Source organism: Streptomyces sp. WMMB 714 (genome assembly GCF_900090125.1).
In the GTDB taxonomy this organism is placed as follows: domain Bacteria; phylum Actinomycetota; class Actinomycetes; order Streptomycetales; family Streptomycetaceae; genus Streptomyces; species Streptomyces daqingensis.
Map to the genome: position 1 here is coordinate 154,658 of NZ_FMHJ01000010.1, position 23,736 is coordinate 178,393.

At 70.8% G+C, this 23,736-nt stretch carries 21 protein-coding genes; 11 read left to right on the plus strand and 10 right to left on the minus strand.

Annotation, left to right across the window (positions count from 1 at the left end; translation table 11 throughout):
* Window positions 1–346: 346 nt before the first annotated feature.
* A complete protein-coding gene (locus tag H181DRAFT_RS19235; RefSeq protein WP_045865779.1) occupies window positions 347–1,354 on the minus strand; it encodes an alpha/beta fold hydrolase in 1,008 nt (335 codons plus the stop codon).
* Between the two features lie 451 nt (window positions 1,355–1,805).
* On the opposite strand from H181DRAFT_RS19235, the gene H181DRAFT_RS19240 reads away from it, so the two are divergent.
* Both H181DRAFT_RS19240 and H181DRAFT_RS28910 read left to right on the plus strand, forming a co-directional pair.
* Window positions 1,806–2,387, plus strand: a complete 582-nt coding sequence (locus tag H181DRAFT_RS19240) for a putative glycolipid-binding domain-containing protein (protein WP_045865780.1) — start codon at window positions 1,806–1,808, stop codon at window positions 2,385–2,387.
* A gap of 409 nt (window positions 2,388–2,796) precedes the next feature.
* On the plus strand, window positions 2,797–3,546 hold the full coding sequence (locus H181DRAFT_RS28910; protein ID WP_158715454.1) for a DUF4232 domain-containing protein: 750 nt from the start codon (window positions 2,797–2,799) through the stop codon (window positions 3,544–3,546).
* 99 nt (window positions 3,547–3,645) lie between these two features.
* Here the strand turns inward: H181DRAFT_RS28910 and H181DRAFT_RS19250 are convergent, their stop codons facing one another.
* The 6 genes from H181DRAFT_RS19250 to H181DRAFT_RS19275 form a co-directional block, all read right to left on the minus strand.
* Window positions 3,646–3,837 (minus strand): DUF397 domain-containing protein, encoded by a 192-nt coding sequence (locus H181DRAFT_RS19250; protein ID WP_045865781.1) that lies wholly within the window; start codon window positions 3,835–3,837, stop codon window positions 3,646–3,648.
* A gap of 68 nt (window positions 3,838–3,905) precedes the next feature.
* Window positions 3,906–4,097 (minus strand): DUF397 domain-containing protein, encoded by a 192-nt coding sequence (locus H181DRAFT_RS19255; RefSeq protein ID WP_045865782.1) that lies wholly within the window; start codon window positions 4,095–4,097, stop codon window positions 3,906–3,908.
* Window positions 4,094–4,939: a helix-turn-helix domain-containing protein gene (locus H181DRAFT_RS19260; RefSeq protein ID WP_045865783.1), complete on the minus strand. Its 846-nt coding sequence runs from the start codon at window positions 4,937–4,939 to the stop codon at window positions 4,094–4,096. The genes H181DRAFT_RS19255 and H181DRAFT_RS19260 overlap by 4 nt, the downstream gene beginning before the upstream one ends.
* 492 nt (window positions 4,940–5,431) lie before the next feature.
* Complete coding sequence (locus H181DRAFT_RS19265; protein WP_045865784.1) at window positions 5,432–6,178, minus strand: dienelactone hydrolase family protein; 747 nt, start codon at window positions 6,176–6,178, stop codon at window positions 5,432–5,434.
* Window positions 6,179–6,510: 332 nt separating this feature from the next.
* A complete protein-coding gene (gene aceB, locus H181DRAFT_RS19270; protein ID WP_045865785.1) occupies window positions 6,511–8,136 on the minus strand; it encodes a malate synthase A in 1,626 nt (541 codons plus the stop codon).
* 427 nt (window positions 8,137–8,563) lie between these two features.
* Complete coding sequence (locus H181DRAFT_RS19275; RefSeq protein WP_045865878.1) at window positions 8,564–9,205, minus strand: nucleotidyltransferase family protein; 642 nt, start codon at window positions 9,203–9,205, stop codon at window positions 8,564–8,566.
* Window positions 9,206–9,495: 290 nt separating this feature from the next.
* Here H181DRAFT_RS19275 and H181DRAFT_RS19280 point away from each other — a divergent pair, with 290 nt between their 5' ends.
* Entirely contained in the window at window positions 9,496–9,831 is a 336-nt protein-coding gene (locus H181DRAFT_RS19280) for a DUF5955 family protein (protein WP_368073274.1), read from the plus strand.
* Between the two features lie 90 nt (window positions 9,832–9,921).
* Here the strand turns inward: H181DRAFT_RS19280 and H181DRAFT_RS19285 are convergent, their stop codons facing one another.
* Window positions 9,922–10,734, minus strand: coding sequence for an IclR family transcriptional regulator (locus H181DRAFT_RS19285; protein WP_045865787.1), 813 nt, complete (start codon window positions 10,732–10,734; stop codon window positions 9,922–9,924).
* 216 nt (window positions 10,735–10,950) lie between these two features.
* Between H181DRAFT_RS19285 and allB the strand changes: the two genes are divergently transcribed.
* The 6 genes from allB to H181DRAFT_RS19315 all read left to right on the plus strand — a co-directional run bounded on the left by allB (window position 10,951) and on the right by H181DRAFT_RS19315 (window position 17,295).
* Window positions 10,951–12,300, plus strand: coding sequence for an allantoinase AllB (gene allB / locus H181DRAFT_RS19290; RefSeq protein WP_045865879.1), 1,350 nt, complete (start codon window positions 10,951–10,953; stop codon window positions 12,298–12,300).
* Window positions 12,297–13,439, plus strand: a complete 1,143-nt coding sequence (gene alc, locus H181DRAFT_RS19295) for an allantoicase (RefSeq protein ID WP_045865788.1) — start codon at window positions 12,297–12,299, stop codon at window positions 13,437–13,439. Before allB ends, alc begins: the two co-directional genes overlap by 4 nt.
* Window positions 13,440–13,637: 198 nt before the next feature.
* A complete protein-coding gene (locus tag H181DRAFT_RS19300) occupies window positions 13,638–14,072 on the plus strand; it encodes a guanyl-specific ribonuclease (RefSeq protein ID WP_045865789.1) in 435 nt (144 codons plus the stop codon).
* 714 nt (window positions 14,073–14,786) lie between these two features.
* Window positions 14,787–15,716 (plus strand): sugar kinase, encoded by a 930-nt coding sequence (locus H181DRAFT_RS19305; RefSeq protein ID WP_045865790.1) that lies wholly within the window; start codon window positions 14,787–14,789, stop codon window positions 15,714–15,716.
* 198 nt (window positions 15,717–15,914) lie between these two features.
* Window positions 15,915–16,565, plus strand: coding sequence for a bifunctional 4-hydroxy-2-oxoglutarate aldolase/2-dehydro-3-deoxy-phosphogluconate aldolase (locus H181DRAFT_RS19310; protein ID WP_045865791.1), 651 nt, complete (start codon window positions 15,915–15,917; stop codon window positions 16,563–16,565).
* A 235-nt stretch (window positions 16,566–16,800) separates the two neighbouring features.
* Window positions 16,801–17,295: a GNAT family N-acetyltransferase gene (locus H181DRAFT_RS19315; RefSeq protein WP_045865792.1), complete on the plus strand. Its 495-nt coding sequence runs from the start codon at window positions 16,801–16,803 to the stop codon at window positions 17,293–17,295.
* On the opposite strand, the gene H181DRAFT_RS19320 is transcribed toward H181DRAFT_RS19315, so the two are convergent.
* Both H181DRAFT_RS19320 and H181DRAFT_RS19325 read right to left on the minus strand, forming a co-directional pair.
* Window positions 17,276–18,073, minus strand: a complete 798-nt coding sequence (locus tag H181DRAFT_RS19320) for an SGNH/GDSL hydrolase family protein (RefSeq protein ID WP_045865793.1) — start codon at window positions 18,071–18,073, stop codon at window positions 17,276–17,278. The genes H181DRAFT_RS19315 and H181DRAFT_RS19320 overlap by 20 nt on opposite strands.
* A complete protein-coding gene (locus H181DRAFT_RS19325; protein ID WP_045865794.1) occupies window positions 18,060–18,641 on the minus strand; it encodes a PadR family transcriptional regulator in 582 nt (193 codons plus the stop codon). Before H181DRAFT_RS19325 ends, H181DRAFT_RS19320 begins: the two co-directional genes overlap by 14 nt.
* 192 nt (window positions 18,642–18,833) lie before the next feature.
* On the opposite strand from H181DRAFT_RS19325, the gene H181DRAFT_RS19330 reads away from it, so the two are divergent.
* Complete coding sequence (locus H181DRAFT_RS19330) at window positions 18,834–19,265, plus strand: nuclear transport factor 2 family protein (RefSeq protein WP_045865795.1); 432 nt, start codon at window positions 18,834–18,836, stop codon at window positions 19,263–19,265.
* A 202-nt stretch (window positions 19,266–19,467) separates the two neighbouring features.
* Entirely contained in the window at window positions 19,468–23,532 is a 4,065-nt protein-coding gene (locus tag H181DRAFT_RS19335) for a P-loop NTPase (protein ID WP_045865796.1), read from the plus strand.
* Window positions 23,533–23,736 lie beyond the last annotated feature (204 nt).

Consider the following 23,736-nt stretch of genomic DNA (forward strand, 5'->3'; position numbering starts at 1 on the left):
TCGAGCGGGTTCACGAAAAGATCTTCACACACGTTCCAGGCCGAGGGAAATCACGTTTCCCGGCGGTGACTTGTAATGGGCGGCTTAGACGGCAGCATTCGGACGGGGAGGATCGCGTTCCGATTCCGGTTGCCCCGTGTGCTGGCTCTATGTGTCGGGGATCCGTGATTCTGTGACGCTCATTACAGGAAAGATCAAGCCCCGGTGGTGTCATTTCCGGGTCTTCTTCATGCACTGCTCTCGGCGGCTCCGTTTCGTTGAAAATGAGACGGAGTCGCCGTCCAGAAAATCAAGGAATAAACTTCCTCTCGGGATTGCGGAGTTACTTCTCGGAAAGTGCCCGCCGTCACCCCCTCCGCAGCCGCACCTCGTGCAGCGCGTCCGCCACCTCGCGCGGGTCCAGGGGGCCCATGTGCGGGGCCGACGGGAAGTCGCGGACGCGGAACCGGTTGCCCGGAGTGGCTTCGTCCGCCTCCGCGATCATGCGGTCCTGGAGTTCGGGCGTGACCAGGCGGTCCCGGCCCATGCGCAGGTAGGTGCGGGGGATGCGGCCCCAGGTGCCGGCTCCGCCCACGGCCCGTCCGCCGTAGGCCCGCACGCACTCGTCGGTCTGCATCGCGTTCAGCACCCTGCGGAACGCCGTGTCCGGGTAGCCGGCGCAGATCATCTCCTTGAAGACGGCCAGATCCCTCGGCCTGCCCGTACGCCAGTTGAGGCGCACCACGCCCAACTGCTCGGGGTCGCCGATCACCTGGTCGTCCGGGCTGATGGCCCCGGCCCCTTCCGGGGAGGACATGCAGGCTTCGAGCGTCGGCATCGCGCGGCTCGGGCAGAAGGCCGCGAAGTAGCAGATGTGGTCGAGGAGTTGGGGCACCGCGTCGGCGACGCGGTTCACGCTGGTGCCGCCCATGCTGTGCCCGACGAGGACCACGGGGCCGTAGCGGGCCGCCGTGCGCACGTGCCGCTCGACGCGGTGCGCGTAGTCGTCGAGAGTCAGCCCGGCCAGCGGTGAGGGCTCGGTCGCCAGCGCGTCCAGGTCCTGCCGCTGGTACGCCGAGGGCACGAACGCCTCGTTCCCGTGCCACGGCAGGTCCACCGTCACCGCGCGGTGCCCGCGCCGCTGCAACTCGCCCGCGACGCCCGTGAGATGAACCCCCGCGCTGTGGGTGCCGTGCACGAGGAGGTACGTACGGGGGCCGACCGCGCCCGGCCTCCGTCCCGCTTCCCGTGCGGCGGCGGCACCGGTCCCCGCCGTCGTCGCCAGCGCTGTCCCGGCGGCGGTCAGGCCCAGCGTGCGCAGCACACTGCGCCGCGCTCTTCCGTGCTCCGCGGTTGCGCGCTTCTGCTTCGTCATGACGTCGAAGCTACGAGCGTCCGGTGAGGCGGAACATGCGCCTGAGCCCCCGAGCCGGGGTGCGCTTCGCACCACCCGGGCGGGGCGTCTGCCGCCACCTCCTGCCGTCGGCGCGCTCCGCCGGGCCGGCGACGCCGTGTGCGGTCCGCCGAGCAGGGCTCCGGCTGCTGCTCCAGGCCAGCCGTCGGCCACCGGCCCGGAGCGAGACCGTCGAGAGCCTGAGCGACGAACAGTTGCTCGACTTCCGACCGGAAGGGGTCGGTAGCGGATGAGCGCCCCCGCAACCGCAGGGACCGCGAACTCGGCCGCGCCGCACGGGAGTCGGCTTCCGAGGGGCCGGAGCCCCTGCCGGGGCCCTTCCCAGCCTTCCCCAAAGCTCCGGCGAGCCGCTCCCGCCGTTGACCGGACGGGGGGTCAGGATGGTGGCTCTACGACTTGGGAGGGTGAGCACTTGTACTTCCGCGATCTGCCACCGACAGCCGCCTGGCAACACCTCGACGCCCGCACCGGCTTCGAGGTCGTCTACTTCGAGACCCTCAGCGACGGCCTGCGCGTCCACGGCTGCACGACCGCCTTGGAGGAGGGCCAGACGTGGATCGTCGGCTACATGCTCGAAGTCGACCACGGGTGGCACACGCGCCTCGCCCGCGTCTCCAGCCGGTCGGCCCTCGGCCACCGCAAGACGTCGCTCGCCGTCGACAGCGCCGGCCGCTGGCGGGTCGACGGGCAGGCTGCGCCGCACCTGGACGGGTGCCGGGACGTCGACCTGGAGGCCTCCGCGATGACCAACGCCCTTCCCGTGCACCGGCTTCGGCTGGCGGTCGGTGCGAAAGCGGACGCCCCGGCGGCCTACGTACGGGCAACGGACCTGTCCGTGGAGCGACTTGACCAGACGTACGCGCGGGCCAATGACGAGACGGGCCGTCAGCGCTACGACTACGCCGCGCCCGTCTTCGAGGTCGACTGCCGCCTCGTCTTCGACACCTCCGGCCTCGTCCTCGACTACCCGGGGATCGCCGTCCGCGCCGGCTGAGGCCGCGGAGCCGATCCCCCCTCGCACGGATCCGCTGCCCGCCCGCTCTTGGGCGGGCGGGATCCGGACGACCTTCGGTTTCCGCGGGTAAGAGCGAACCGGAGGCCGCTGAAACAATTCTGTGAAAAACTCCGGATAACGTTGTTCGCAACAGCGGTGCGCTCTGCGTCATTTCATGACCGGACCGCAGAACCGGCGGAGAACATTCCGCCCGGTTTGCTGAGGAACCGATGCACTGGCCGGTTGCCTGGCGGTGAATCCCGATTGCAGGAAATGGAGCAGCGGCCTCCTTTTGTTAGGGCCGTCACATTCCCTCTCCGCAGGCCGGGAAACATCCCTGAAACAAATCCCTCCGTCTATGGTCATGACCGGCAGGCGGCGAGCGCCCCGGGGGATATCCACGCCATTCTTGAGCGCTGCGCCGTCACGCCGTGACCATCGATCATTTCTGGTAGGGAAGTCCATGTCTTTCAGGCTGAAGAACATAGCCGCGGCCTGCGTGCCCTTGGCTCTTTTCGCGGTGACCGCCTGCGGTGCGGAAGGGGGGAACGCCGAGGCGAAGCCGGACGGTTCCGCCGCGGCCTCGGAGGGCAACTCGTCCGAGGAGCCGGGGGATTCGGAGAACCCGGCGGACTCCGGCGGCGGCAAGGCATCGTCGGGCAAGGGTTCGTCCGGCGCGGGCTCGGCAGGCGGATCGGCCGGCGCCCCGGCGGCCGGTGCGGCGGGAGGCGGCGGTGCGGGCGGCGCGGCGCCGGCCTGCTCGTCGAAGAACTCGCGCATGCACTTCGAGCCGAATCAGGGAATCCCGCAGGGCGACCTCACGCTCAAGAACACCGGAAAGGGCTCCTGCGCGATCTCCGGATTCCCGAAGGTGTCCGTCGTCCACACCAACGAGGGTGGCGGCACCGCACTGCGCCTCAACGAGGGTCAGAAGAACCAGGGTTCGCCGGAATCACACGTCCTGAAACCGGGCGAAGCCATTTCCTCGCATTTCAATTTCAAGCCGGTGAAGGCATGTGACACGCCGCCGCGGACCGTGAACGTGGATCTCAACATTCCGTCGGGCGACTGGAGTCTGAAGGTTCCCGACGACCACCGGACTTTCCTCATGTGTGAAGGGCCGATCACGGTGAGCACCTGGCAGCGGGCGGTCCGGTAGCGGCACGGAGCCCCCGCCCGCCGATACGGAACCCACCGCCCCGGTACGGAGCCCACCGCCCCCGTGGAGAACCGGGGGCGGTGACGGGTCTCCGCCCGGTCACGCCGACGTGGTGCCGGCGTAGGACAGGAACGTGCTCCAGGCGTCGGGGGAGAGGTTGAGTTCCGGTCCGTGAGGGGTTTTCGAGTCTCGGAGGAGGACGGATTCGGGGAGTGTGGCGACCTCTACGCAGTCGTCGCCCTCCGAACCGCTGTAGCTGCTCTTGAACCAGGCGGGCTCGTTCGTGCTCATGGCGTCCCTCGCATTCGTCTCAACAGGCTCGTGGAAAACCGGGGGCGGTGACGGGTCTCCGCCCCCGGTCACGCTGACGTGATGCCGGCGTAGGACAGGAACGTGCTCCAGGCATCGGGGGAGAGGTTCAGTTCCGGTCCGTCATGGACTTTCGAGTCTCGGACGTGGACGGATTCGGGCAGTGTGGCGACCTCTACACAGCTGTCGCCCTGTGAGCCGCTGTAGCTGCTCTTGAACCAGGCGGGCTCGTTCGTGCTCATAGCGTCCCTCGCATTCGCCTCAGCAGGCTCGCGGAGTCCTCAGGGGTGAGAGCCTGTGAACGCATCCTGGCATACCGCTGGAACAGCACACTCACGTCTTTGGCGCTCGGGATCAGCTGGCCGGTCTCCTGGCCTTCCGTGTAGCCGAGCCACTGGTTGTCCGCGGTCTCCAGAAGCTGCATCGGTCCGTCGTGCCCGGCATGCCAGGGCTGCCGCAGAGGCATCAGCTGCAGCTCGACGTTCCACAGTCCCGCGACCTCCAAAAGATTGTCGATGAGGGCCTCCGTCGCCTCGGCTCCGCCCGTCCCGCGCTCGATCAGTGCCTGCTCGACGATGAAGCTGAACGCGATGGGCCGGTCCCGGCGCAGGAGCCGCTGGCGTTCCAGACGTGCGGCGACGCGCTGCCGCACCTCCTCCGCGGAAGGCGGCGGCGGGACGCTCAGCGTGACGGCCCGTGCATACGCCTCGGTCTGCAACAGCCCGGGGATCACACGGCATTCGTAGGTGCACAGGCTCACCGCGTCCTCCTCCAGCCGCGCCCACTCACGGAACCAGGACGCCAGCCCCGGCCGCCGCACGGCATGCTGAGCGGCGGCCCGCAACGCGCCGAAGGCGTCCAGGAGTTCCTCCGCGCGTTCCACGAAGTCCCCCGGCGGCAGCCTCCGCCCCTGCTCCACGGAGGCGATGGTCTGCGCCGAGTACCGTACGCGCGTGGCCAGTTCGTCCTGCGTGAGCCGCGCACGCCTGCGGAACGCCTTGAGCACCGCCCCGAACGCCTTGAGGCCGTCCGAGCCCTCCGGTTCTCCGTTGGTCCCGCTCGCCGCGTTGGCACTCCCCGTCATGTCCGGCCACCTCCGTTGCCCGTGAACCGCGCCCGACTCAGAGGGCAATGCTCACGCTCGGTGATGCGCCCGTCCACGGGGAGTGCCCGTACGCGCCCCGGCGTACGGGTGTGAGTGCTGGTCAGAACCGCCGGGACGGCAGGGAGTCGGCGCATGGCGAACCACCCGCCGGTCGGAACCGCCGTCACCGTACGTGTGTTCGTGCAGGGGCCGGAGGGGCCAAATCGGCAGGCATCGCAGCCGAGTTGGAGCACCGGCGCCGTACCGGGTTCACCGGGCGATGCGTGTCAGAAAGAATCGCCGCAGCCCGTCCGGGTGGGATTGCGCCTCCCGGGACCGCGCGACCAACTCGCGGATTCCTTGTTCGTCGGCGCCGTGGGCGTTCGTCGGGATCCTTGGAGGGGAGGGCGGAGTTCGTGGTGTCCATGCGGGGGAGTCGATTTCTTCAACTTGAGTCGAAGTCAACTCGTCCCGCTGACGAGGCAGCCGGTCTCACCTCAGGTGACGGGCGAAGAACCGGCCGGCGTCATCCCCCTCGAACTGCGGGACGCCGGTGTGCCCGCCCATGTTGGCGTGCAGCGTCTTCTCCGCGGAGCCGAAGGCGTCGAACAGGTCCAGGGCGAGCTGCCGGTCGTTCCCTTCGTCGTCCCACTGCAGCAGGACATGCAGCGGAACGGTGACCTGGCGGGCCTCTTCGAACATGGCGCGGGGCACGTAGCTCCCGGCGAACAGAAGGGCGGCCGCGATACGCGGTTCGACCACCGCCATCCGGATGCCGATGGCGATCACCCCTCCCGAGTACCCCACCGGGCCGCAGATTCCGGGCAGCGTGAGGAGGGCGTCCAGGACGGCCCGCCACTCCGGGACCGCCTTGTCGACAAGAGGGAGGACGAGCCGTTCGACGATCGCGTCGTCGACGGGCTCTCCGGCCTTCAGTGCCCGGCGCAGGCCGGTGCGTGCCTCCTCGGCGGCGGGGGAACGGGGCCGGGTACCGCTGCCGGGGAGCTCGATGGTGGCCGCGGCGAAGCCCTCCGCCACGGAGCGCCGGGCTCGTGCCGCCAGCCGGGGGTACATGCGGTGCACTCCGCCCGGGTGGCCGAGGAGGATCAGCGGGGCAGGTTCGGACGCGTCCTCAGGCGTCCAGAGGATGCCGGGGATCTCACCGAGCGTGAATTCGCGTTCGAGGACCCCGCGTTCGAGGACACCGCCGTCGAGGCGCTGTTCGGAGGTGAATCGCATGGTCGTGCCTTTCGGGAGTGCTCAGAGCGGCGCTCCCGGACGACCTATCGCCCGACCGTGACCCCGAAGGGGAGCACCCATGTCGGTACAGCGTTCACGGGTACCACCTCCTCGTCGTCTCGCACGGCCTCCGAAAGATGTAGCAGAGGGGGCCGTGGGGCTGCCAACGGGTTTTCCCGCAGGCTGCGTTGCCGTCCTCCCCGTGCCTGCGGGGGAGCACGATCGCGAGCTGTGTGCGGCGGTCACACCGGCAGCGTTGCGGGGCCGCACCGGAATCGGCCCGATACGGCCCCGCTGGCACACGCAGAACGGCGCACCCGCGCCGGTCCGGCTCAGAGCAGTTCGTACGCCGGAAGTGTCAGGAACTCCTCGTACTTCTCGTCGAGGGCGACGCGCAGCAGCAGGTCGTGGGCCCGCTGCCACTCGCCCGCGGCGAAGTCCTCCTCGCCCAGCTCCTCGCGCAGCGCGGCCAGGTCCTCCTCCGCGACGCGGCGCACCAGGTCCGGCGTGACGCGCTGGGCGCCCTCCGGGGTGTCGTCCAGTACGACGCCGGCGTTGATCCACTGCCAGATCTGGGAGCGGGAGATCTCGGCGGTGGCCGCGTCCTCCATCAGGCCGAAGATCGCGACGGCGCCCATGCCGCGCAGCCACGCCTCGATGTAGCGGGTGCCGACCTGGACGGCGTTGCGCAGTCCCGCGTAGGTCGGCTTCGCCTCCGTGGAGTCCACGGCGAGCAACTCCTCGGCGCTGACGCTCACTTCGTCGCGCAGCCGGTCCTTCTGGTGGGGACGGTCGCCGAGGACCGCGTCGAAGGACTCCTGTGCCACCGGCACGAGGTCGGGGTGCGCGACCCAGGACCCGTCGAACCCGTCGGCCGCCTCGCGGTCCTTGTCGGCGCGCACCTTGCCCAGAGCCTGCTCGTTGGCCTCGGGGTCGCGGCGGTTGGGGATGAAGGCCGCCATGCCGCCGATGGCGTGGGCGCCGCGCTTGTGGCAGGTGCGGACGAGCAGTTCGGTGTAGGCCCGCATGAACGGTGCCGTCATCGTCACCGAGTTGCGATCGGGGAGGACGAACTTGGTGCCCGCGTCACGGAAGTTCTTCACGATGGAGAACAGGTAGTCCCAGCGGCCCGCGTTCAACCCCGAGGCGTGGTCGCGGAGTTCGTAGAGGATCTCCTCCATCTCGTACGCCGCGGTGATCGTCTCGATGAGGACGGTGGCGCGCACCGTGCCCTGGGGGATTCCGCGGTAGTCCTGGGCGAAGACGAAGATCTCGTTCCACAGCCGGGCCTCGAGGTGGGATTCGAGCTTGGGCAGGTAGAAGTACGGCCCCTTGCCCAGGTCGAGGAGGCGCTGCGCGTTGTGGAAGAAGTACAGGCCGAAGTCGACGAGGGCGCCCGGCACGGCTTCCCCGTCGACGCGCAGGTGCCGCTCGTCCAGGTGCCAGCCGCGCGGCCGCATGACGACGGCGGGCATCTTCTCGGCGGGGCCCAACTCGTAGGACTTGCCGGACTTCTCGTCGGTGAAGTCGATGCGGCGCTCGAACGCGTCCATGAGGTTGATCTGTCCGCCGACGACGTTCTGCCACGTCGGGGCGGAGGCGTCCTCGAAGTCCGCGAGCCACACCTTGGCGCCGGAGTTGCACGCGTTGACGGTCATCTTGCGGTCGGTCGGGCCGGTGATCTCCACGCGCCGGTCCTGGAGGGCGTCGGGGCAGGGTGCCACCTGCCAGTCGCCGTCGCGGACGTGCGCCGTGCTGGGGAGGAAGTCGAGGGCGGAGGTCCGCGCGATGTCGGCCCGGCGCGCGGCGCGTTGGGTCAGCAGCTCGTTGCGGCTGGGCGTGAAGCGGCGGTGCAGCGCGGCCAGGAAGTCCAGCGCCTCGCCGGTCAGCACCTCGTCCTGGCGCTCCACGGGCGCCGCTCCGGCGATCTCGACCGGGGAAGGCAGGGAGGCGGGCATGGGGGTCACTCTCCTTCATGCGTGCGGCACGGAGTGCCGCTGGCCGAGCGGGGCTCGCGGTTCGCCTTCGGCGGGCACGGTCCGGCTCGGGGGAAGCTTCTGAACAGTGGAGACTAGTTTCCTCATGGTGGAATAGGCAAGGGTCTGTTGACGTCGAGACATCTCTCACTCGTTCGCCGTGAGCGCCTGATGGCTCGCCGTGCCACGAACGGGCCGGCGGCCGTCACCGCTGGTTCGCGCGGCGGCGGCCGACCGCTCGGCGGGCAGCCCGGCCGGTACTGCCGGACGGGGCGCAGGTGCTTCCGGACGAGTCGCCGGGGCGCCGGTGGGATGCCGGACTCCGGTGGGTTGCTGGGTTCCGCGCTTCCGGTCGGCGAAACCCGCGGGCCGTCCAGGGCGAGGCGTGCCCGCCGCACCGCTCGCGGCGTCAACTGCCGTACGCACGCAGCCGCTCCAGGTCGGCCGGGGTGTCGATGTCCGCGGGGTCCGCGATGTCGCCGCACTCGACCAGTTCGATCTCGCCGGCCCGCTCGCGAAGGTAGCCCCGCGCCCCCTGGTCGCCTTCCGCGCGGTCGGTCACCCCCTGCCAGTGGCCGGACCCGAAGAGCACCGGATGGCCGCGCCGTCCCCCGTACGAGGCAGCCACGAGGGAGGCGGGGGAGTCGCAGGCCGCCCGCACCCGTGCCACCGCCTCGGCTCCGATCCCCGGCTGGTCGACGAGCGCCACCAGCGCGGCGTCCGTGCCGGTGCCGGTGAGGGAGGCGAGACCCACTCGCAGGGACGAGCCCATGCCCGACTCCCACTCGGTGTTGTCGAGCACCACGCAGCCGGTCAACTCGGCGCGGGCGCGGACCACTTGGGCGGCCGCGCCCAGTACCACGTGCACCGGTGAGCAACCGCCCGCGCGCAGGGCCGCGACGGCGTGCTCCACCAGCGGCCGTCCGGCGAGGTGGAGGAGCGCCTTCGGGCGGCCGCCGAGCCGCCGCCCGCCTCCGGCCGCGAGCAGCAGCCCCGCGACGGCGGGGCGCGGCGGTCCGTCCGCGGCCTCTCCCGGGGCGGTCGTGTCCATGGCGTCCTTCTTTCCGGCTTCCTGCGGCCTGTTCCCGGCCCGGCACCCGTGCCTGCCGAACCGTGCTCCGCAGACTGTGCTCCGCCGACCGTAGTAGACGTGGCCCATCGCCCTGCATATCCCGCGATTCGGTACGAGAGGCCCGCGGCGGTGTGAACGAGGCGGATCGGCCGTCAATTTCGCCCTCCGTGTGGCGCGATGAGCGGAGAGTGGCGTTTACTTGGCTCCAGCCGCTCGCGTAGTTCTCGTGGGGAGAGCGAACGGCACCATCTCTGTGGGGGAGAACTGTGGTGCGAAGCGACGCTGTGGGGCAGCGCTCAGCAACGGTCACGGACAGCGGCGCGGATCCGCGCGTCGCCGGGCTGAGCAAGGCCGTGGTCCGGCTGAGGTCCGAACTCGACGCCTACCCTGTCCAGTTGAGAGACCGTCATGCGGCTGAGGACGCCCTGGACGTGCTGGAGGAAGAGGTCGAGGCGGGCGCGCCCGCGGCGGACGTGCTGCGTCACTCGCTGCTGCTGATCGTCGCGGCGGTGGGTTCCGTGTCCGCGCTCTCGGAAGCGATGACGAGCTTGCGGCAGGCGATCGAACTCTTCGGCGATCCCGCGCAGTTCCGCCGCGTCAACTGAGCCGGCCCGGTCGACTGAGCGGACCCGCCCGGCCCGCATGGCCTGTACTGCCGGTACGGCCTGTGCCGCCGGTACGGGCCGTGCGGCCGCTCAGCCGCCGCTTCCCGTGCTGGCGAGCGCTTTCGAGAGCTGCTGTGCGACTTCCTGCATCAGCGGTACGAACTTGTCGGTCGCCGCCTCCGTCACCCGGCCCGCCGGGCCCGAGATGGAGATCGCCGCGGCGGTGGGTGCGTCGGGCACGGCGACGGCGATGCAGCGCACTCCGAGCTCCTGCTCGTTGTCGTCCATCGCGTAGCCCACCTCGCGGACGTGGTCCAGCGCCTCCAGGAAGCCTTCCGGGGTGGTGATGGTCCGCTCCGTGGCGGCGGGCATGCCCGTCCGCTCCAGCAGCCGCCGCACCTCGCCGGCCGGGGTGCCGGCGAGCAGCGCCTTGCCCACGCCGGTGGAGTGCGGCAGTACGCGCCGCCCGACTTCGGTGAACATCCGCATCGAGTGGCGTGAGGGGACCTGCGCCACGTACACGACCTGATCGCCGTCCAGGAGCGCCATGTTGGCCGTCTCGCCGGTCTCCTCGGCGAGGCGCGCGAGGTAGGGGCGCGCCCAGGTGCCCAGGAGCCGCGACGAGCTCTCGCCGAGGCGGATGAGGCGCGGGCCCAGGGCGTAGCGCCGGTTGGGGTGCTGCCGTACGTAGCCGCAGGAGACGAGGGTGCGCATCAGCCGGTGGATGGTGGGCAGCGGCAGGCCGCTGCTGGCCGACAGTTCGCTGAGCCCTACCTCGCCGCCGGCGTCGGCCATCCGCTCCAGCAGGTCGAAGGCGCGCTCCAGCGACTGGACGCCGCCGGCGGCGACGGGTGCTGCGCCGCGGGGGGCGGCTGCGGGATCTCGCTCGGCGGACGGCGGCACGTCGCGTTCCTTTCCTGCGGGTGAGGCGCATGCTACCTGCGCGCATCCGTGCGCCAGGCGGGCGGCGCCAGGGGCACGCATCCCCACTGATTCTGTATTGCGAAAGCATACTTCCGTAAAGCGGAAGTAGCCACTGCCGTGTGTCTTGACGGGTGCGGGGATCGCCAAGAAGATCTCAATCAACAGAATGTTGAAAAGGAGGGGTGTGCAGTGTCCGTGCCCGACTCCGGAGCCGGTGTGCGACTCGTGCTGCGCTCGACGCGCGTCGTCACACCCGAGGGTACGCGGCCGGCGTCGGTCCTCGTCGCGGACGGCCGGATCGCCTCCGTGGAGGCCCACGACGCCGAACTCCCCGGCGGCGCACGACTGGTGGACGTGGGCGACGACGTCCTGCTCCCGGGGCTCGTGGACACCCACGTGCACGTCAACGATCCCGGACGCACCGAGTGGGAGGGCTTCCTCACCGCGACGCGGGCCGCCGCGGCCGGCGGTGTCACCACGCTGCTCGACATGCCGCTGAACTCGCTGCCCCCCACCACGACCGTCGCCAATCTGCGGGTCAAGCAGGACGTGGCCCGCGGCAAGGCGCACGTCGACACGGGTTTCTGGGGCGGCGCGATCCCCGGGAACGTCCCCGACCTGCGGCCCCTGCACGAGGCGGGCGTCTTCGGTTTCAAGTGCTTCCTCTCGCCCTCGGGCGTCGAGGAGTTCCCGGAGCTGGACGCGTCCCGGCTGGCCGCCGCCGCGGCCGAGATCGCTGGCTTCGGCGGCCTGCTGATCGTGCACGCCGAGGACCCCGCACACCTGGCCCCGCAGCGTGGCGGACGTGCCTACGCCGACTTCCTCGCCTCCCGCCCCCGCGCGGCGGAGAACGACGCCATCGCCCGACTCGTCGCCCTCGCCCGCGAGTTGGACGCGCGGGTGCACGTGCTGCATCTGTCCTCGTCCGACGCCCTGCCGCTCATCGCGGAGGCCCGCAGCGAGGGCGTACGGCTGAGCGTCGAGACCTGCCCCCACTTCCTCACGCTCACCGCCGAGGAAGTCCCGGACGGGGCGACCGAGTTCAAGTGCTGCCCGCCCATCCGCGAGCGGGCGAACCAGGACGCGCTGTGGCAGGGCCTGGCGGACGGCGTCATCGACTGCGTCGTCAGCGACCACTCGCCCTGCACGCCCGAGTTGAAGGACGGCGACTTCGGCACGGCATGGGGCGGCATCTCCTCCCTCCAGCTCGGGCTGCCCGCCGTGTGGACGGAGGCCCGCAGGCGCGGCCACACCCTGGAGGACGTCGCGCGGTGGATGTCGGCGGGGCCCGCGCGGCTCGCCGGGCTGCACGGCCGCAAGGGCGCCGTCGCGCCGGGGCACGACGCCGACTTCGCCGTCCTCGATCCGGACGCCGCCTTCACCGTCGACCCGGCGCGGTTGCAGCACCGCAACCCCGTCACCGCGTACGCCGGAAGCACGCTGCGCGGCGCCGTGCGGTCGACCTGGCTGCGCGGGGAGCAGATCGCCGACCACGGACGCCCACTGCAGCAGACCGGACAACTCATCGAGAGGCCCACCGCATGACCTCAACGCGCCCGGCAGCCGCCGCTCCCGCGCCCTTCACGGGGGACGCGCAGCCCTACCAGGGCGGCGACCCCTACGCCGACTACCGCACCACCGGCTTCCCCTTCACCGATCTCCCCGACCTCGCCGACAGGCGCCTCGGGGCAGGCGTGATCGCGGCGAACGACGAGTTCTTCGCCGAGCGGGAGAACCTCCTCAAGCCGGAGCCCGCCGAGTTCGAGCCGGGCCGCTTCGGCCACAAGGGCAAGATCATGGACGGCTGGGAGACGCGGCGCCGGCGCGGCGCCGGCGCGGACGCCCCGCATCCCGCCGCCGCCGACCACGACTGGGCGCTGGTGCGGCTCGGAGCCCCGGGCGTCGTGCGGGGCATCGTCGTCGACACCGCGCACTTCCGGGGCAACTACCCGCGCGCCGTGTCCGTCGAGGGTGCCTGTGTGGACGGCGCGCCCTCACCCGAGGACCTCCTCGCCGGCGAGGCCGAGTGGACGACGCTCGTCCCCCGGACCGACATCGGCGGGCACGCGGCCAACGGCTTCGCCGTCCAGGAGCAGCGGCGCTTCACGCATCTGCGCGTCAACCAGCATCCCGACGGCGGCATCGCCAGGCTCCGCGTCCACGGCGAAGTCGTCCCCGATCCGCGGTGGTTGAAGGCGCTGGGCACCTTCGACGTCGTCGCCCTGGAGAACGGCGGCGCCGTGCAGGACGCCTCCGACCGGTTCTACTCGCCGCCCACCAACACCATCCTGCCGGGCCGTTCGCGCCAGATGGACGACGGCTGGGAGACGCGCAGACGGCGCGACACGGGCAACGACTGGATCCGCTACGCGCTGGCGGCGCAGTCCCGCATCCGCGCCGTCGAGATCGACACCGGGTACCTGAAGGGCAACTCGGCGGGCTGGGCGGCGCTCTGGGGACGCGACGGGGAGATCGGCGCCTGGCTGGAGCTGCTGCCGCGCACCCGGCTGGAGCCGGACACGCCGCACCGGTTCCTGCTCGGGGAGGAAGGCCCGGCCGTGACGCACGTACGCCTCGACATCTTCCCCGACGGCGGCATCGCCCGCCTGCGGCTGCACGGTTCACCGACGCCGGAGGGGCTCCGGGGGCTGGAGGAGCGGTACGACCGACTGGGAGGGGCCTGACAGCCGTCCGGGCGGGGCGGGCGCACGCCTGACCCCGCGCCATGTGTTCGCCGCGTCCGGCGCGCTGTCCGGAAGGCGTCCCCGCCCTGGGCGGGAAGCTTGCCGAACGGGGGGAGCCGGCCGCCCCCTCGGTGAACTGACGGAAAAAAGCCCTCACTTGGCGTTGACATGTCATCTACGCGCGTCAGCATGGGAGGTATGAGATTCCCCCCACGAATCGCGCGCATCAGCGCCCTCAGTGCCCTGTCCCTCTCCCTCCTCGTCGGCGGTCCCGCGGCGTTCGCCCAGGCGACGGCGACCGACTCCGCCCCCAAGGCCTCGGCACCCGCCGCGGTCGCGCCCGCAGAGGTCGGTGACATCTGCGAGTCGAAGCTGCCGGCCGAGGCCCACGAGACGCTCGACCTCATCGAGCAGGGCGGGCCCTACCCGTACCCGCAGGACGGAACCGTCTTCCAGAACCGGGAAGGCATCCTCCCCGACCAGGATGAGGGCTACTACCACGAGTACACCGTGGAGACGCCCGGCTCGGACGACCGCGGAGCCAAGCGCATCGTGACCGGCGAGGAGGACAAGGAGGACTACTTCACAGAGGACCACTACGAGTCCTTCGACCTGGTCGACTACACCTGCTGACGCCCGGGGCGGGTGGCGGCGCACGCGCCGGCGCCCGCCCGTCCGGACGCCGCGGCGGCGCCGTCCGGACGGCTGTGCCCGAAGACGTCACATGAACGACCGCTGACCGCCTGCCCGGCCTGGGGCCCCCACTCCCGGGCCGGGCAGTGCTGTGCCGTCCTGAGCGGCAAATTCCCGGCAGGGCCGAGCCCTTCGACGCGTCCGCGTGGCCGGACGTGTGCGAGGGGCGGACACGGAGCGTGACCGCCGGCGGATCCGGCGCTCGGTGCCCGTGGCGCCATCTGGTCAATCTCATCGCGGCCGTACCGCCCCGTACCCGGGTCCGGACGGGGCGCGCCCCGGGGTGCGCCAAGGCCGTCCACCGTTCCGCGTGCCGTCCCCGTGCGTGCGACCACCGCCGGCTGCGGCCGCTCGCCGAGGAGCCTGTGACCTGGCCGGACGCGGGTCCGGGGGCATCGCGGGGCCGTGCGGGTCCGGCAGTCGCGGCGAGGCGGGCGGCCGACGGCGAGCGAGCCGGCGCGGAGACGGGACGCGGGCGCCCCGTGCGGCGCCGGGCAGCGGCACCCGCCCTTCGGTGCGGCAGGAAGTGGGCCCCCGGGGGTGGCATTGTCCGTCTGAGCGGGTAACGTTCTCCACAGAGAGTGATGCCATGGTGGCAGATGTGGGGAGAAACCGGTGGTAAACGGGCCAGAGGCGGTTACCTGCGGTGAGGCGATGCTGCTCATGCTCGCCGAACCCGGGATGCCCCTGGACCGCGCTGTCTCCTTCCGGCGCTCCGTCGCGGGTGCCGAGTCCAACGTCGCCCAGGGGCTGGCCCGCCTCGGCCACTGGACACGCTGGATCGGCCGCGTCGGGGACGACCCCGCGGGCGAGGCCGTGCTGCGCGAGCTGCGTGCGGACGGAGTGGACGTCTCCGGGGCCGAGATGGATCCCCGGGCGCCCACGGGCCTGCTCCTTCGCGACAGCCATCCGCAGCGTGCGATCGACGTGCAGTACTACCGCTCGGGTTCCGCGGCCTCGCTGCTCTCGCCCGAACACATCCGCGTGGAGGCGCTGGAGGGCGCCCGCGTGGTGCACGTATCGGGTATCACCCCGATGCTGTCCGAATCGGCCGCCCGCGCCACCCGGGCGCTGATCGAGCGCGCCCGGCAGGTCGGCGCGGCCGTCTCCTTCGACCCCAACGTCCGGCGCAAGCTCGGCACCGACCACGACTGGATCCGCGTGGCCGGCCCGCTGCTGCGCGAGGCGGACATGGTCCTCGCCGGCGAGGACGAGCTGGAACTGCTCCTCGGCGGAGGCTTCGAGGAATCCGCGAAGGCGCTGCTGACGATGGGCCGCGCCGAGACGGTCGTGGTCAAGCGCCGCGACCACTCTGCGGTCGCCGTCGACGCGAAGGGCCGGTACGCCAGGGCGCCGTTCAGCGTCCCCGTCGTCGACCCGGTCGGCGCCGGCGACGCGTTCGCGGCGGGCTGGCTGTCCGCGTGGCTGCGCGACGCGGGACCCGAGCGGGCCCTGGCCGAAGCGGCCTGCGTGGCGTCGCTCGTCGTGCAGGCCCCCGCCGACACCGACGGCCTTCCCACCGCGGCCGCCCGCGACCGGGCGCTCGCGGCGTACGTCCAGGGCACCGACTCCGTACACCGCTGACACCCCCCGCCGTGCTGCCCCCGGGCAGCTCGGAGTTACCTTCGTGCACAGCACAACTACACAGGAACAGCGCACAGTTCACGGGAAATCCGCAGAGCGGCACTTCGTACATGTACCGCATCGCACCGTGGCCCGCGCCGCGGCCCGACCGCGCGGACGCCGGACCAGAGCCCGACACGAAGAGAGGCGGCGACTGCCGTGTACCGATGGGAGATCACTCGGGCTGCCCTTGAGCAGCGCGTCTTCGCCATCGTCCGCAGCGACAGCTACGAGCGCGTCACGGCGACCGCCGACACTCTCCTCGGTGCGGGCATCACCAGTCTCGAGATCTCGCTGACCTCGCCGCACGCGCTGGAGGCGGTCTCCACACTGCGCCGCGAGACGGACGACGACATGGTCATCGGTGCGGGCACCGTCCTGGACGGGGCGTCCGCCCGCGCGGCGGTGGACGCCGGTGCCCGCTTCCTCGTCTCGCCGTCCCTGGACGAGGAGGTCATCCGCACCGGGCACCGCTACGGGCTGCCCGTCTTCCCGGGGATCGCCACTCCCAGCGAGGCGGTACGCGCGATGGAGCTCGGAGCGGACGCCCTCAAGCTCTTCCCCGCCTCCGCCTACCGGCCGGGCTGGGTGCGGGACGTGCGGGCGGCGCTGCCCCAGGCGGCGCTGCTCCCCACGGGCGGCGTCACCGTGGAGAACGCACCGGAGTGGATCGCCGCCGGAGCGGTGGCGTGCGGCATGGGATCGGCGCTCTCCGCGGGCGACCGGGAAGCGGTCTCGAAGCGCGTCACCGAACTGCTGCAGCGGCTCGCGGACGCGGCTCCTGCGACCTCCCGCAGAGAGAGACCCTGAAGTCACCCGCCCCGGCTGCGAGTTCGGGCCGCGGGGCGGGGCTCCCGGCACGTCAGGCGGTCCGGCTCGCCACGCGAAAGGCGGCCCGGCCCCTTGCGGCCGGCCGCAACTCCGCCACATGCGCCGTGACGTGAGCCGCCCCGACGTCCGCCGCGCGGCACGGCCCGCATGTTCCGCCTCACATGCCTCCGCAACCCCCACCCCACCCGCACAACATGAACCTACGCTAAGGCGGATGAGGATCAGCGAGTGCCGGGAAGAGGACGTCGTGCTGCTGGACAAGCACATGCCGTGCCCCGGGTCGACGTCGCTCCACGGTCCTCGCTTCGCCCGGCACGACGCGGGTGCCAGTACGTTCCTCATCGCCTGGCGGGACCGGTTGCCGGTGGGCAGCTGCGAAGTGCTCTGGGAGGGCTGCGAGGCGCCGGAGGTGCGCGCCGTCCACGAGAACTGCCCCGAGATCCAGGGGCTCGGCAACTGGCCGGGCACGCTGCGCGCCCAGTCCGTGGGCACCGCCCTCATCCAGGCCGCCGAAGGCCGTGTGCGCGACCGGCAGTGCTCCTGCGTCGGCCTGGGCGTGGAGAAGAACAACCCGCGCACCGCAGACCTTTACAAGCGGCTCGGCTACACGCCGTCCACGCCCTACCTGGACTGCGGCGTCTACCGCGACGGCACGGGCGTCTTCCACCGCGTCGCCGACGCGTGCACGTTCATGGTGAAGTACCTCTGAGCCGTACGGGCAGCAGCTCCGGGCGCTTGGCCGAGCGGCCGTCGCCGGAGGACCGGCCGAGCATGCGCCGCGCGAGCCACGGCCCGAGGAAGGACGCCGCCCACCGCAGTTCGCCCGCCGCGGCACGCCACCCGGCGGGAACCGCCGCGGACGGACCGGGGAGCGGCCGGGTCCAGGAGTCGTCGCTGCCGGGCAGCTCCAGCGCGTGGGCCACCGCTGCGGCGATGCGTTCGTGGCCCAGTGGGCCGGCGTGCAGCCGGTCCGGACTCCAGAGCCGGGGATCGGTGACCACCCGGTGGTGCGACGTCTCGACGACGGTGACGCCGTGCCGTCGCGCGGCCAGCCGTATGCGGTCGTTCAGGGCCCCGACGCGGGGGCCGAGGGGGCGGGCGAGCGGGGTGATGCGGGCGAGGTCGGGGAAGGTGAGCGTCGCGACGCGGGCTCCCCGGGCGGTGAGCGCGGCGTACATCGCCTCCAGGTGCCCGGCGACCTCGTCGGCGTCGAACCTGGGGCGCAGCAGGTCGTTCATCCCGGCGACGACCGTGGCCAGCCCGGGCCGCAGTTCGAGCGCCGGGGCGAGCTGCCCTTCGCGGACCTGCCCGGCGGTCCTGCCCCGTACGGCGAGGTTGGCGTAGTGCGTGCCCGAGTGGTGCGTCGCGAGCTGCTCGGCGAGGCGGTCGGCCCACCCGCGCAGGCCCGCGGCCTCGTCGCCGTCGCCGAGGCCCTCGGTCTGGCTGTCGCCGAGGGCGACGTAGCGAAGAACCTCAAGACCGGACACGGGCGGCCTCCGACGCGTGCGCTCTCTCCCGCAGGACCTGCGCGGTCTGCCGGCACCAGTCGCGGTTCCCGCGCTCGAACTCCAGGCCGCGACGGCAGGTCAGATACGGGCCGATCCGCTCCCCGTGCCTGAGGAACTCGTCCTCCCCGCGTCCGTCGCGCATCTTCCGCAGCAGCGCCTCGAACAGCGCTGCCTTGGCCTCGGCGAACTCGGCCCGTTCGGTGAGCTGCTCGATGAGCGGGCCGGTGGAGACGCTGTCGGCGGCCTGCACCTTGACCAGGAGGTCGTCCCGGATGAACGAGGGCTTGGCGGCGGCCGACGCGAAGTTCTCCAGCTCGGCCAGCCCGGCGTCGGTGACCCGGAAGAGCCGCTTGTTGGGCCGCGCGTCCTGCACGACCTCGCGGCCCGCGATCATGCCGTTCCTCTCCAGTCCGGACAGCTCCGTGTAGAGCTGCTGGGGGAGGGCGTGCCAGAAGTTGGCCACGCCCATGTCGAAAGCCTTCGCCAGCTGGTAGCCGCTCAACTCCCCGTCGAGCAGGGCCGCCAGCACGGCGTGACGCAATGCCACTGGCCCGTCTCCTCTCCTGCGCCTGTGCCCACCGGGGGCGTTTCCGGCCACTCGATGCGGCTCCGTGCCCGGACGCTGGTCACCCGGACCTCCGCCATGATACTCAAGAAAGTGACTATTCATATTCTTGAGTAGGGCCCGGGCGGGGTCGCCGCATCCGGGACCCGTCGCCGGACGACAAGGGAGTGCCCCATGGCCGCAGCGAACCGATTCCGCACCGCCGTCGACAACCGCGATCTCGCCGCGCTGGAAGGCCTGTTGACGGAGGACGTCCGGCTCTACAGCCCGGTCACGTTCGAACCGTTCGCGGGCAGGCACGCTGTGCTGGGCCTCTTCGGCGTTCTCCTGCGCACCTTCGAGGACTTCCGCTACATCGGTGAACTGGACGGAGCCGCGGAGACGGCCTCGGACGCCGTCGAGACCCCGTCGGCGGCCCTGGTCTTCCGCTCGACGGTGAACGGACGGCAGATCCACGGCGTCGACCTGCTCCACCTCGACCAGGACGAGCGGATCAGGGAGATCACCGTCATGGTCCGCCCGCAGTCCGCCGTGCAGACGCTGGGCGAGGCGGTCCTCGCGGGCCTCGTCGCCGACGGGCAGCTCCCCGGGGCCGCGTCCGCGTGAGGCGCACGTCGGGCCCCCGGCCGCCCGGCCGCCCGGCCATGTTGCCGAGTAGCCGATGACGGCCTGAGGCGCCCGGCTCACGTCCGTCGAAGTCCGTGTCCGGGTACGGGACTTGGCCTGCGCCGACGGGAACCGCGTGTCGGCGGCGGGCTCTACCATGGCGCCCTACGCTCGCCTCGACGACCGCCGGCGAAGGAGTGCTGTGTCCGTCAAAGACCTGGACCGGTTGGAGATGGAGTGGCGGCGGCGGATGCCCCAGCACGCCGCAGGCGGCCGCTACTCGGTGGCGGGTTTCCACTATCAGTTCCTGTCCACCCTGCTTCGCACAGTTCGGCGTTTCATCGCGGACAAGGGCCGTACGACGGCGCCGGTGATCGCGGAGTGTCTCTCCGACATCCTCTCCGTCGAGGACAACGCCGTCGTGGTGATCCAGGTGAAGCGACGGCTCACTCCGAAGACCGTGAGGGATGCCCTGCGCGAACTCCGTGCCATCCACGAACTCGCGTCGTCCTTCCCTGCACTGCAACCGCACCTGCGTTTCGAGATCCAGGCGGCGAAGTCCGAAGTCGCGGACGTCCAGGGGGTTTTCGACACGTGGTGCGCCAAGGCGGGGGAAGACGTCGAGGACTTCATCAGCCGGGTCAGTGTGTCCACGGTCGCCGATGCGGGTGGAGAGCTCTTCGCGCTGCTCCACCAGGAGCTGAAGGCCGCGGACCCGGTCGGTCGGGCGCATCAGTGGCTGGCGAGCCTGGTCGAGGCCAGCGAGAGCGACGAGGGGTTCTCCCTCGCCGCCAGGGCCATCTGGAACGATCTCGTCACCCTGCACGCCGAGAGGAACTTCCGGGGTGACGGAATCCTGCTCTGGCGCGACGAGCACGTGCCGCCGAGCACTGTCAGCCAAGGGGACTTCCTGACCGGGCAGCAGCCGATGCTCCACCACCTCCGGCAGGGGTTCTTCGCCGAGCGGCCCAAGGCGCTCGAAAAGGCGGAGCGGGACTTCCTCGACTGGATCGACTCCCGGCCGGCGTTCGCCGACAAGACCGTCAGGCTGCCGGTGTTCTGGATCGGTGGCAGGTCCGGAGTGGGGAAGAGCGTCCTGCTCCTCCAGCTCCTCTCGCGGTTGCACGCCGACGGCGTCGCCCGGATCCTCTGGCTGGCCAACAACCCGCAGAGCATGGCCGGTTCGATCGAATGGGCCCGGCAGGCCGCCGAGACCGCACAGGAATCCGACCGGGTCTGGGTCATCGCGATCGACGATCCCTACCTGGTGGGATCCTCCGCAGAAGCCACGGCGCACTGGCGGGAGGCCCTGGACAGGATCGAGGATCTGCGGCAGGAGGGCGAGGGCGACCGGGTTCCGTTGATCGTCTGCTGCGGCCCCACGGAACAGGCCGCCCGGCTGGAGGACGACTTCCCGGATGACGTCGCGCTCACCCAGAGCATCGTCGACAACGAGTCCCGGGCCGACTACGAGCAACTCCGCAGCTGGTTCACACAGCGCACAGGTGACACTCCGCCCCCGGTCGACGAAGGCAACCTCCTGCTGGTTCAGCTCTTCTTCGAGTGGTTCCACGGCCAGTCGCTGTCGTCCTTCGCGCTGCGCTTCAGAGAACGTCTCAACGTCATGGATCCGTCGGGGCGGATCGTCGACGCGGTCACGCGTCTCCTGACCCTCAACCGGCTGTACACCGGCTACCCGGTCAGTGCTTTCGAGGAGCTCCTCAACCCGGCCCAGCGGGACGCGCTCGAGACCCTCCAGAAGGAGGAGCACCTGGAGTCCCGCGGTATCGGAGCACGGCAGGACATCTGGGTCGCACACCCGCATCTGTCCAACATCATCTATGAGACGTGGTTCCCCGCACACAGCAGTCGCCGTCAGCGGATCGATCATTTACGCCAAGTGATCGCGGACTGCGACGAGTACGGCGTGGACACCTCGTCACGGATGTCGCCGTTGTGGGCGCTCTCCCGGGTAGTCAAGGACAGAACGGGCGAGTTGAGCGCCCGAGTCGATTCGGGCGATCTCTCGGAGCTGCTAGAGAAGACCTACGCCCGCATTGCCGACGGCGACGTACCGATGCGGCTCTCCGACCTTCCGGTCTGGATCGAGTTCTCCAGCCTTCGGCCTGACCGCACATGGTCCCCCCACCCGGTGGAGACCGCGATCGAGTTCCTCGACGACGCCCCGACCACAGCCACGGGTCTGCGACTTACCTGCCACAAGCTGCTCCAGCACGCGTCGATGCGGGCGGGGGTCGGCGACGCCGTCATCCGGCTCCTGGAAACCGCCACCCACTGGCGGGAGTGGGTGCCGGTGGCACTGGACGCGTTGAGTCGGCTCGAAGATCCCCGGCTGGACACGATCGTGGAGAGCTGGGTCGAGAGCTGGACCGAAAGCCGTCAGGGCGACATGGCCACTCCCGCGAACGCTGTCGGTGAGTTGCTCGAACGCGCACTGCAACGACCGACCGCGAGCGGGCGGTTGGCGACCGTCGCCGGGTCGCTGCTTCCCCGCGCGCCCTGCTCGCTGCACTGGGGCGACGTGGCGATCGAGCTGCACCGACGCCATCCCGACGCCCATCTCCCGCAGGTGATGTCGTGGCTGCGAACGTACGCGAAACGCAGCGAGGCGGTGTACCTGCTCAACGAGTTGCTCACATCCGGCAACGGGGGCGGCGTCCGTGACGAGGTCGTGCGGCTAGCAGTGCAGTGGTCGGCCTCCTACCACCGCAGACCACCGGCGAACTTCGTCCTCGAACCGCTTCTGAAGATGCTGCCGTCGAACGTCGAGGTGGCGCGCTGGGCCAAGAGCTGGCTCAAGGTCGGTATGGGCGACCAGGGCCATGTGATCCAGCTACTGGTCCGCCAGCACGGAGAGATCGCTCTGGGCGTCGAGTGGCTGCGGACCACCTCGATGAGCCACCCGTCATGGACCTTCGTCTTCACCGATGCGTTCGATGCCGACGCCGGCGACCGGGATCTCGTCCTCCAGGGACTCATCTGGCTGGAGGAGCAGTTCGACCACTCCGGCTGGCCGATCGTGTGGGAACCCCTCTGGGAGGCCGGCCACCATGCTCATTGGCTCACCTCCCTCGCTCTTTCCTGGCTCGCCGAGCATCCGGAGCACGGCTCCTGGTCGCATGTCTGGGAGTATCTCTGGCGGGCCGGGAAGCACAGAAGAGAGCTGACCGTCCAGGGTCTCGCTTGGCTGGAGCCGCGAATCGACGACCCCGGGTGGACATTCGTCTGGAAACCCCTCTGGGAAACCGGCACCGGTGGTGACCAGCAGGTCGCCATCGATACCGACCTGCTCGCGGTTCTCGCCCTCCAGTGGATCTCCGGCCATCTCGACGGGTATTACCGGCGTCAGATCTGGGACGCGCTGTGGAACCAGAACCCCTCGACGCAGAAAGCCGTCCTGAATTGGGTGAAGAAGGTCCCGGAGCAGGCCGTACGGGAACACTTCTGCTCTCTCATCTTCCTGTGCGGCGGCTCGTCCCGCGAGATCCGTGCGATGGGGGTGGAGCCACTGGCGCTCGTCGAATCGGGACGGGCCGGCTGGGCCTCCGGGTGGATGAGGCTCTGGCGTGAGGGATACGACCGGGAGAAGATGCGGACCGTCGGCCTCTCCTGTCTGCGTGACGTCCCCGACTCCGCCGGCCTGTCCAGGTATCTGAAGTGGGCGGAGGTCTGGAGAGCGCTCTGGGTCGGGAGCCACACGCCACAGGTCCGGGGCGAGCTGTCGGACCTGGCGCTGCGGTGGCTCACCGCGGCGCCTCTCATGAAGCAGTGGAAGGACGTCTTCCACGAGCTGAGAACGGAAGGGGCGAAGGACGACCAGCTGCATGAGCTGGCCATGAGGCGACTCGCCGGCCTGGAACCGGATGATTCCCACTGGGGATACCTCTGGAGCAGCGCCTGGCGGCACGGGTCCGACCGGGGCGAGCTCCGCCGGTCGGCGGTGGACTGGCTGAGGGCCATGCCTCAGGCGGACAGCTGGAAACACGTCTGGTTCAAGCTGTGGGAGGACGGCGACGGCCTCGAAGAACTGTGGGATCTGGGTATGTGGTATCTGCGTACCGAGGTCACGAGACGAGGCTGGGAGTACGTCTGGTATCCGCTCTGGGAGACCGGGGAGCGCCGGGAGGAGTTGGGGGATGTCGCCGAAGTCTGGTTGTCGGTCACCCCGCGGCACAGAAGCTCATGGGGGCGCGTCCACGCCATGCAGCGGAACTCTCTCGGCAGCCGACGGGATCTCGAGAGTTGAGTCCCGCGCCTTCGGAGTGGCGACTCCACCGGCGCCGCCGACTCGCCGCGGAGCGCCCCCGACGCCGTGCAGTCCGCTCGCGTCAGCAGTCAGCAGTCAGCAGTCAGCAGTCAGCAGTCAGCCGCGCAGACGATGGGCGGGGCGGTCCCCGCGGGCCTCGTCGCTGACGGGCGGCTCCCCGGGGCCGCGCCTGCGTGAGGCGCA

Excerpts from the sequence above, each read along its gene's own strand:
- H181DRAFT_RS19255 (WP_045865782.1), bottom strand. The coding sequence starts at position 4,097 with ATGAGCACGAACGAGCCCGCCTGGTTCAAGAGCAGCTACAGCGGCTCA.
- H181DRAFT_RS19250 (WP_045865781.1), bottom strand. The coding sequence starts at position 3,837 with ATGAGCACGAACGAGCCCGCCTGGTTCAAGAGCAGCTACAGCGGTTCG.
- H181DRAFT_RS19305 (WP_045865790.1), top strand. The coding sequence starts at position 14,787 with ATGCTGCTCATGCTCGCCGAACCCGGGATGCCCCTGGACCGCGCTGTC.
- H181DRAFT_RS19275 (WP_045865878.1), bottom strand. The coding sequence starts at position 9,205 with ATGGACACGACCGCCCCGGGAGAGGCCGCGGACGGACCGCCGCGCCCC.
- H181DRAFT_RS19260 (WP_045865783.1), bottom strand. The coding sequence starts at position 4,939 with ATGACGGGGAGTGCCAACGCGGCGAGCGGGACCAACGGAGAACCGGAG.
- H181DRAFT_RS19330 (WP_045865795.1), top strand. The coding sequence starts at position 18,834 with ATGGCCGCAGCGAACCGATTCCGCACCGCCGTCGACAACCGCGATCTC.
- H181DRAFT_RS19300 (WP_045865789.1), top strand. The coding sequence starts at position 13,638 with ATGAGATTCCCCCCACGAATCGCGCGCATCAGCGCCCTCAGTGCCCTG.
- H181DRAFT_RS19315 (WP_045865792.1), top strand. The coding sequence starts at position 16,801 with ATGAGGATCAGCGAGTGCCGGGAAGAGGACGTCGTGCTGCTGGACAAG.
- aceB (WP_045865785.1), bottom strand. The coding sequence starts at position 8,136 with ATGCCCGCCTCCCTGCCTTCCCCGGTCGAGATCGCCGGAGCGGCGCCC.
- alc (WP_045865788.1), top strand. The coding sequence starts at position 12,297 with ATGACCTCAACGCGCCCGGCAGCCGCCGCTCCCGCGCCCTTCACGGGG.
- H181DRAFT_RS19265 (WP_045865784.1), bottom strand. The coding sequence starts at position 6,178 with ATGCGATTCACCTCCGAACAGCGCCTCGACGGCGGTGTCCTCGAACGC.
- H181DRAFT_RS19235 (WP_045865779.1), bottom strand. The coding sequence starts at position 1,354 with ATGACGAAGCAGAAGCGCGCAACCGCGGAGCACGGAAGAGCGCGGCGC.